We start from the raw sequence: 7349 nt of genomic DNA on the forward strand, positions 1-7349 counted from the left end.
TTGTTGAGCACCGCATGCATGTTGCCGATCGACTGGCCGACGACGAGCGAACGCGCATCGTCGATGGTCTTGCGAATATTCTCGCCGCCCGGCACTTCCCCGACGCCCGTGTTGCCCGCACTGTCCGTCAGGATCACGATGTTGCGCGTGAAGAAGGGCCCGTGCGCGCCTGAGAGGTTCATCAACATGCTGTCGCGGCCGGCGACCGGCACGACGCGCAATTCGGTGACTTTCGGAGTGGCGTTCGGGTTGACTGCGTTCGAGGACATGAGCGTGATCCGGTGAGTTGGGCTAGCGATCTAGTGATACGTTGTCTGACGACATTGTAGAGTGACCTACTTTAGACGCCAAGCGTGTTTACCCTTTGTCATTATTCATAACGCCTACGGCGATGGACCGCAGCTTCAGCCAATCCGAGGCAAATCGAACTAAGACGTCAGACAACCGAAAAATGATGTGCGTGCTGAAACCGACGAAGCCGGCTCACGCCGGCTTCGTCGGTCTGACTTCGAAAGTCAGGTCTTCAACTGAATTCGCCTGAACGGCCCGGCGAGCAGCCCGTACGCGACCATCGCCGCGATGCCGTGCGCGCCGACGAACCACAGCGCGCGATCGAACGAGCCGGTGCTCGCGACCACATAGCCGATGACGATCGGCGTCACGATGCCCGCCGTATTGCCGATGCCGTTGAACACGCCGCCCGACAGTCCCGTCATCTCGCGTGGCGCGACGTCCGAAAGCACGGCCCAGCCGATCGCGGCGAGCCCCTTGCCGAAGAACGCGAGCGACATGATGACGACGATAGCCGTATTGGTCGATGCAAGCGGCGCGGTCATGATCGCGGTCGCGAGCAGCATGCCGATCATGAACGGCGTCTTGCGCGCGAGCGACACCGACACGCCGCGCCGGATCAGGAAATCGGACAGCAACCCGCCGAGAATGCCGCCGGAGAATCCGCAGATCGCGGGCAGCGCGGCGACGAGACCCACTGTCATCACATTCATGCCGCGTTCCTTGATCAGATAGATCGGGAACCAGGTGATGAAGAAGTACGTCAGCGCCGTGATGCAGTATTGGCCGATGTAGATCGCCCACATCATGCGGCTCGTGAAGAGTGTCGAGAGCTCGCGACGCGTGAAGCGGCGACGCGTTGTCGCGATGGTCGTATCGAGGCTCACGAGCGCGCCGTTGCTCGCGATGTGGTCGAATTCGGCGCGGCTCATGCGCTTGTGCGATTTCGGATCGTCCATGACGGCGAACCACACGACCGCGACGATCAGCCCGAGCCCGCCCATGAAGAAGAACACGTGATGCCAGCCGAACGCATGCGTGAACCACGCCATCAGCGGCGTGAAGAGCACGACCGCCAGATACTGCGCCGAGTTGAACAACGCGCTCGCGGTGCCGCGCTCGTTGGTCGGGAACCATGTCGCGACGACGCGCGCGTTCGCCGGAAACGCGGGCGATTCGACGAGGCCGAGCATGAAGCGCATCACGAAGAGCGCGGCTGTCGCGGAGGCCGCCGTGCCGAAGATCGACACCGTGCCCTGACTCAGCGTGAAGATCGACCATAAGGCGATGCTCGCGCCGTAGACGCGTTTCGCGCCGAATCGGTCGAGCAGCCATCCGCCGGGAATCTGGCCGATCGCGTAGGCCCAGCCGAACGCGGAGAACACGATGCCGAGCGCCGACGCCGACAGACCCAGATCCTTCGAAACGAAGGTTCCCGCGATGGACAGCGTCGCGCGGTCCGCGTAGTTCAGTACCGTGACGAAGAAAATCAGCGCGAGGATGGTGTAGCGGAAATGGCCGACCTTGGCCGCGCTGGCGGCCGCTGCGGACGAAGCGATATCGAGGTTCTTCACGTGTCTCCTCCCAGATGTCGTCGGGATGGTTATGGTTCGGCGATGCCGCGTGTCAGGGGGTGACGCTCGTCTCGGGGCGCTCGCCCGCGAAGCTGGACGCGAGGCTCGCCAGGACGATGTCGCCCATCGCGGTACGCGTCTCTACGGTCGCGCTCGCGCGATGCGGCTGGAGCACGACGTTCTTCAGCGCGTACAGCGCGGCGGGCACGTTCGGTTCATCGACGAACACGTCGAGCCCCGCGCCCGCGATGCGCTTCTCTTCGAGCGCCTGCACGAGATCCGCTTCGTTGACGAGCTTGCCGCGCGCGACGTTGATCAGATAACCGTCCGGGCCGAGCGCATCGAGCACGGCGGCGTCGACGATGCCTTCCGCGTCGTCCGCCGATGCCGCGAGAATCAGCGCATCGCTTTCGCGCGCGAGATCATGCAGATCGGCGACGAAGCGATAACGCACATCGGCGATTTCGCGCAGATCGGTGTACGCGATCGGGCAGCCGAACGCCGCCGCGCGCTGCGCGATCGCGCGCCCGACCCGCCCCAGCCCGACGATGCCCACCTTCATGCCGCTGAACTTGCGCGCGAGCGGCAGGCCGCTTTTGCCCCATTCGCCGTCACGCACGTACGCATCGCCGACGCACAAGCCACGGCACGCGGAAATCAACAGGCCGATGGCGAGGTCGGCGACATCGTCAGTGAGCACGCCGGGCGTCGTCGAAACGTGGATGCCGCGCGCGCGGGCGTACGTCAGGTCGACCGCATCGGTGCCGATGCCGTTGATCGCGACGATGCGCAGCGCCGGCAGCGCATCCATCAATGCGTTGCTGATGCCGGTCGCGCCCCCCGTCACGACGCCGCCGATGCCGTGTGCGACTTCGCGCAGGAATCCGGCCTTATCGGCGTGCTCGTAGTAGCGATGCACGGTGTAGCGCGCGCTTAGTTCGCGGTCGAGCGACGCAAGCACGGGATTGATCAGTAGCACGTCGAACATTCGAGTTCCTTGAAGGTCGGCTTATCTCGGAAATCACTATATTCACGCGATCGATTGATGTCTAAGCTATATTCCGCATCGATCAATACCCAAATTGACATGATCATCGAGCTGAATCATCTGCGCTGTTTCGTGGCCGTCGCGGAGGAGTTGCACTTCGGGCGCGCCGCCACGCGGCTCTTTATGACGCAGCCGCCGCTGTCTCGGCAGATCCAGTTGCTCGAACAGGCGCTAGATCTCGTTCTGTTCGAGCGCAACAGCCGCAGCGTGAAGCTGACGGCGGCGGGCCGTGCGTACTACGAGGACGCGGTTCGCATCCTGCGGCTGTCGACGCAGGCGGTGGATTCGGCGCGGCGCGTGGCGCGCGGCGACGTCGGCCAGGTGACGATGGGCTTCACCGCCGTGTCGGGCTATCACCTGGTGCCGGGCCTTATCGCGGCGGTGCGCGACGAGTTGCCGGGCATCAGGCTCGTGCTCAAGGAGATGGTGTCGTTGCAGCAGGTAAAGGCGCTGGAATCGCGCGAGATCGATCTCGGCGTCATGCGGGCGCAGTTCTTCATGCACGGCATCGAGTTCCAGCGGATCGCGCGCGAGCCTTTGCAGCTCGCGATTCCTATCGGGCATCCGCTCGCGAAGCGCCGTGCCATCGCCGCGCGGGATCTCGATGGCCAGCCCTTCGTCATGTATTCGCACGATGGCGGGAAGTACTTCCACGATCGCATCGCGGGACTGCTCGCGGCGAGCGGCGTGCAGGCGGATTACGTGCAGTACATCGACCAGACGCATACGATCGTCGCGCTGGTGCGCGCGGGCGTGGGCGTCGCGATCGTGCCGGCGTCGGCGCGCGAGTTGTGTTTCGAGGGAGTCGTATTCAGGCCGCTATGGGCGCAGGACGCGTACGCGGATATCGATCTCGCGTGGAGCGAGGAGCAGACGAATCCGGCTGTGGAGAACGTGCGGCGCTTCGCGGTCGCGCATTTCGCGCGAATCGGGGAGCGCGCACTGAAGAAGCTTTGAGGCAAACCCGCCGGCGCGCGGCGGACGGGTTGAGTCTTCGAGAATTACTTCGCTTCCTGGCCGATTTCGTGATTCGCCATGATTTCGAGCGCGCGCACCATGCCCGAGTGATCCCACGCCTTGCCGCCGTTCGCTGCGCACGCGTTGAACAACTGCATGCACGTGGACGTATTCGGCAGCGCGACGCCGAGCGCCTGCGCGGTCGCGAGCGCCAGATTCAAATCCTTCTGATGCAGCTCGATGCGGAAGCCCGGATTGAAGGTGCGCTTGGTCATGCGCTCGCCGTGCACTTCGAGAATGCGCGACGACGCGAAGCCGCCCATCAGCGCGGTGCGAACCTTTTCAGCATCGACGCCTGCCTTCGACGCGAGCAGCAACGCCTCGCCGACCGCCTCGATGGTCGCCGCGACGATCACCTGATTCGCGACCTTGCACACCTGCCCCGCGCCGACTTCGCCGATCAGCGAGATGTTCTTGCCCATCATGTCGAAGAGCGGCTTGACCTTGTCGAAGGTCGCCTGCGCGCCGCCGACCATGATCGTGAGCGATGCGGCCTTCGCGCCGACTTCGCCGCCGGACACGGGCGCGTCGAGATAATCGGCGCCCTTCTCGCGCACCTTCGCCGCGAATTCGCGCGTGGCGATCGGCGAGATGGAGCTCATGTCGACGACGATCTGTCCGCTTTTCAGCTTGCTCGCGACGCCGTTCTCGCCGAACAGCACTTTCTCGACGTCCGGCGTGTCCGGCACCATGATGAAGATCACATCAGCCTTCTCGGCGACGGCGGCGGGCGTATCGCATGCCGTGGCGCCCGCGCCCGTGAGATCCGCGCTCACGCCGCTGCGCGTGAATGCCGCGAGCTGGACGCCGTTCTTGAGAAGGTTGGCCGCCATGGGATTGCCCATGATGCCCAGTCCGATGAAGCCTGCCTTTTGCATGTATCGCTCCTTGATGTCGATATTCGGTGTCGGCCGGAGTGAGCGTGACGCGTCGCGCTCACTCCGGGATGAAATGTTTCTTCACGGCCTGCGCGGCGTTCCTGAGCAAGCCCAGATCCGCGCACACGGCGACGAGCGTGCAGCCCATCGCGATATAGCGCTCGGCATCTTCCTGCACGGGCGCGAGGATGCCGCTCGGTTTGCCGGCCGCGTGCGCGCGCTCAAACACGTGGGCGATGGCCGCCTGCACGTCCGGATGGTTCGCGTTGCCGAGATGGCCATACGCGGCGGCGAGATCGGACGGGCCGACGAACAGCGCGTCGACGCCTTCGACCGCGATGATCTCGTCGATCGCTTCGACCGCCGCGCGGCTCTCGATCTGCACCGCCACGCTGATGTTGTCGTTCGCGACCTGGAAATAGTTCGCTACGGTGCCGTAACGATTCCCGCGATGCCCCACCGATACGCCGCGGATGCCCTGAGGAGGATAACGCGTCGCGGCGACTGCGCGCTCGGCTTGAGCGGCATTGTCGACGAACGGAATCAGGAAATTGACGAATCCCGAGTCGAGCAGCTTCTTGATCGCGACGGGATCGTTCGCCTGCGGGCGCACGACGGGCGCGCTCGGGCTGTCCTTCAGCGACATCAATTGCGGGATGAGCGTGAGGGCGTCGTTCGGCGCGTGCTCGGCGTCGAGCAGCATCCAGTCGAAGCCGACCACGCCGATCAGCTCGGTGGCGATCGGACTTGCCAGCGACAGCCAGCAGCCGATCAGCTTCTTGCGTTCGCGCAGCGACGTTCGGAATGTATTGGGCAGCGGTTGGTACGGTGACGAAGACGGCATGATGCCTCCTGTGACGACGGCGATCTGAATGGAAAGCGACGCGTCCGAGAACTCATGTCATCAGACGTCTTAACACAGAGTACCGCTGATTCACGCCTCGGGGACAGGGGCGTATACCCTATATCATTTGATTTTGCGTAAGTTTCGGCGTTGTTACGCTGATTATACTTATACGATGTCTTATATCTTTTCTGATTTGGACGACAGGATTTGCCGAATTGACGAAACCATCGTCCAGCACGATGATGCGTTGTCGGACATCTACGGGGCTTTGGCCTATCCGGCTTCGCCCATCTTCGGATCGAGCTAACGGGACGACGTCCGACGACAGGCAAAACTACTCTACTCCGTCCGCAGCGAATCAATATGGCCAGTCTCACCGAAAAAGTCGTCGCCACCCTGTTCGAGGACATCGAGCGCGGCGTTCTCCGTCCCGGCGATAAGATCCCGACGGAAGTCGCGCTGATGAAACAACTGTCGGTGAGCCGATCGGTCGTGCGCGAGGCGGTGTCGCGCTTGCAGGCGGCGCATGTGGTCGAGACACGGCATGGCGTCGGCACGTTCATCCGGGCGCCCGAGGATCGCGAAGCAATGCGTCTGCCAGACGCGGATCTGTCGAGCCTGCTGGACATCATGGCGGTCATCGAGTTTCGCATCGATCTGGAAGGCGCGGCGGCCGCGCTCGCTGCGGCACGGCGCACGGACGCGCATCTCAAGCAGATCGCGGCGGCGCTCAAACGCTTCGAGGAGCAACTGGCGAGTGGGAGCACGGATGTGCTGCAGCATGACGTCGAGTTTCATTTGCAGATCGCGCGTGCAAGCGGCAACCGATATTTCTACGATGTGCTGAGCCAGATGGGGCGCGGTGTGAGTCCGCGCACGCGCCTGGGCAAGGCCGAGCTTGCGGAACTGGATCAGATCGAGCGCTTGCGCAGTGTGCTCGGCGAGCATAAGGCGATTTATCAGGCGATCGTGCGACAAGACCCTGACGACGCACGCGCTGCGATGCGAATGCATCTGAGCAATAGCCGTGAGCGCCTGAGGCAAGTGCATGGTGCCGCTTCTGCCTGAAGGTGCGCTGCGGTTTTGAGCAGTGCGGTCACGTTGCTTAAGTAAACAAAAGAGTTCGTATGTATACGTGGTAGTAGTTAACAAGCTGGCGGCAAATCGGTGGATAACTGCCGAAGCGCGTTTTACGTCAGATGTTTACGGATTAAACAAGTCCGGTATGGCGCGTCTGGTTCTGGCTTGAGCGCAGGACAACTTTTGCGTTCTGGCGTCGGACGGAGAGTTGTTCAGAAACCGCCAACAGTTAACGCGGTGTAGTGCCAACAAGGTTGTCCACAGGCGAGCAACGCATGGCAACGTCATTTTTCGAGATCGATAACCGTCATTTTCGCGCCGGTTAAACAACATAGTGGTGCTTAACCGGCAAAATCATGCCGGTTACATGCCGAGTTTCTCGCCGCAAAAATGCTTCAACCGGAAAGAAAAAAGCGCCTTCGAAAAGACGCTTTTTCTGCAAACACACCGCCGCGCAAAAGACCCGCCGACGCTTACTCCACCGTCACCGACTTCGCCAGATTCCGCGGCTTATCCACATCCGTCCCGCGCGCACACGCCGTGTGATACGCCAGCAACTGCAGCGGCACGACGTGCAGAATCGGCGACAGCGCCCCGTAGTGCTCCGGCATACG

General features: G+C 62.7%; 6 protein-coding genes and 1 pseudogene. 2 read left to right on the top strand and 5 right to left on the bottom strand.

The features are described from left to right. From gudD to AWB80_RS42310, 3 genes and pseudogenes are all read right to left on the bottom strand, one after another. Positions 1-269: pseudogene (gene gudD / locus AWB80_RS42300) on the bottom strand (glucarate dehydratase); the annotation flags it as partial. Positions 270-515: 246 nt separating this feature from the next. Then, positions 516-1865, bottom strand: coding sequence for an MFS transporter (locus AWB80_RS42305; protein ID WP_061180547.1), 1350 nt, complete (start codon positions 1863-1865; stop codon positions 516-518). A gap of 52 nt (positions 1866-1917) precedes the next feature. Continuing rightward, positions 1918-2853, bottom strand: a complete 936-nt coding sequence (locus AWB80_RS42310; RefSeq protein ID WP_061180548.1) for a 2-hydroxyacid dehydrogenase — start codon at positions 2851-2853, stop codon at positions 1918-1920. Positions 2854-2910: 57 nt separating this feature from the next. On the opposite strand from AWB80_RS42310, the gene AWB80_RS42315 reads away from it, so the two are divergent. Beyond that, positions 2911-3870: a LysR family transcriptional regulator gene (locus AWB80_RS42315; protein ID WP_244207063.1), complete on the top strand. Its 960-nt coding sequence runs from the start codon at positions 2911-2913 to the stop codon at positions 3868-3870. Positions 3871-3914: 44 nt separating this feature from the next. Here the strand turns inward: AWB80_RS42315 and AWB80_RS42320 are convergent, their stop codons facing one another. Next, positions 3915-4823, bottom strand: coding sequence for a 2-hydroxy-3-oxopropionate reductase (locus AWB80_RS42320; protein WP_279628703.1), 909 nt, complete (start codon positions 4821-4823; stop codon positions 3915-3917). 43 nt (positions 4824-4866) lie between these two features. Further along, positions 4867-5652 carry a 2-dehydro-3-deoxyglucarate aldolase gene (gene garL / locus AWB80_RS42325; protein WP_061180551.1) on the bottom strand — a complete coding sequence of 262 codons (786 nt, stop codon included), beginning with the start codon at positions 5650-5652 and terminating at the stop codon, positions 4867-4869. A gap of 366 nt (positions 5653-6018) precedes the next feature. Here garL and AWB80_RS42330 point away from each other — a divergent pair, with 366 nt between their 5' ends. Beyond that, positions 6019-6723 carry a FadR/GntR family transcriptional regulator gene (locus AWB80_RS42330; protein WP_061180552.1) on the top strand — a complete coding sequence of 235 codons (705 nt, stop codon included), beginning with the start codon at positions 6019-6021 and terminating at the stop codon, positions 6721-6723. Positions 6724-7349 lie beyond the last annotated feature (626 nt).

Source organism: Caballeronia pedi (genome assembly GCF_001544915.2).
Classification (GTDB): Bacteria; Pseudomonadota; Gammaproteobacteria; order Burkholderiales; family Burkholderiaceae; genus Caballeronia; species Caballeronia pedi.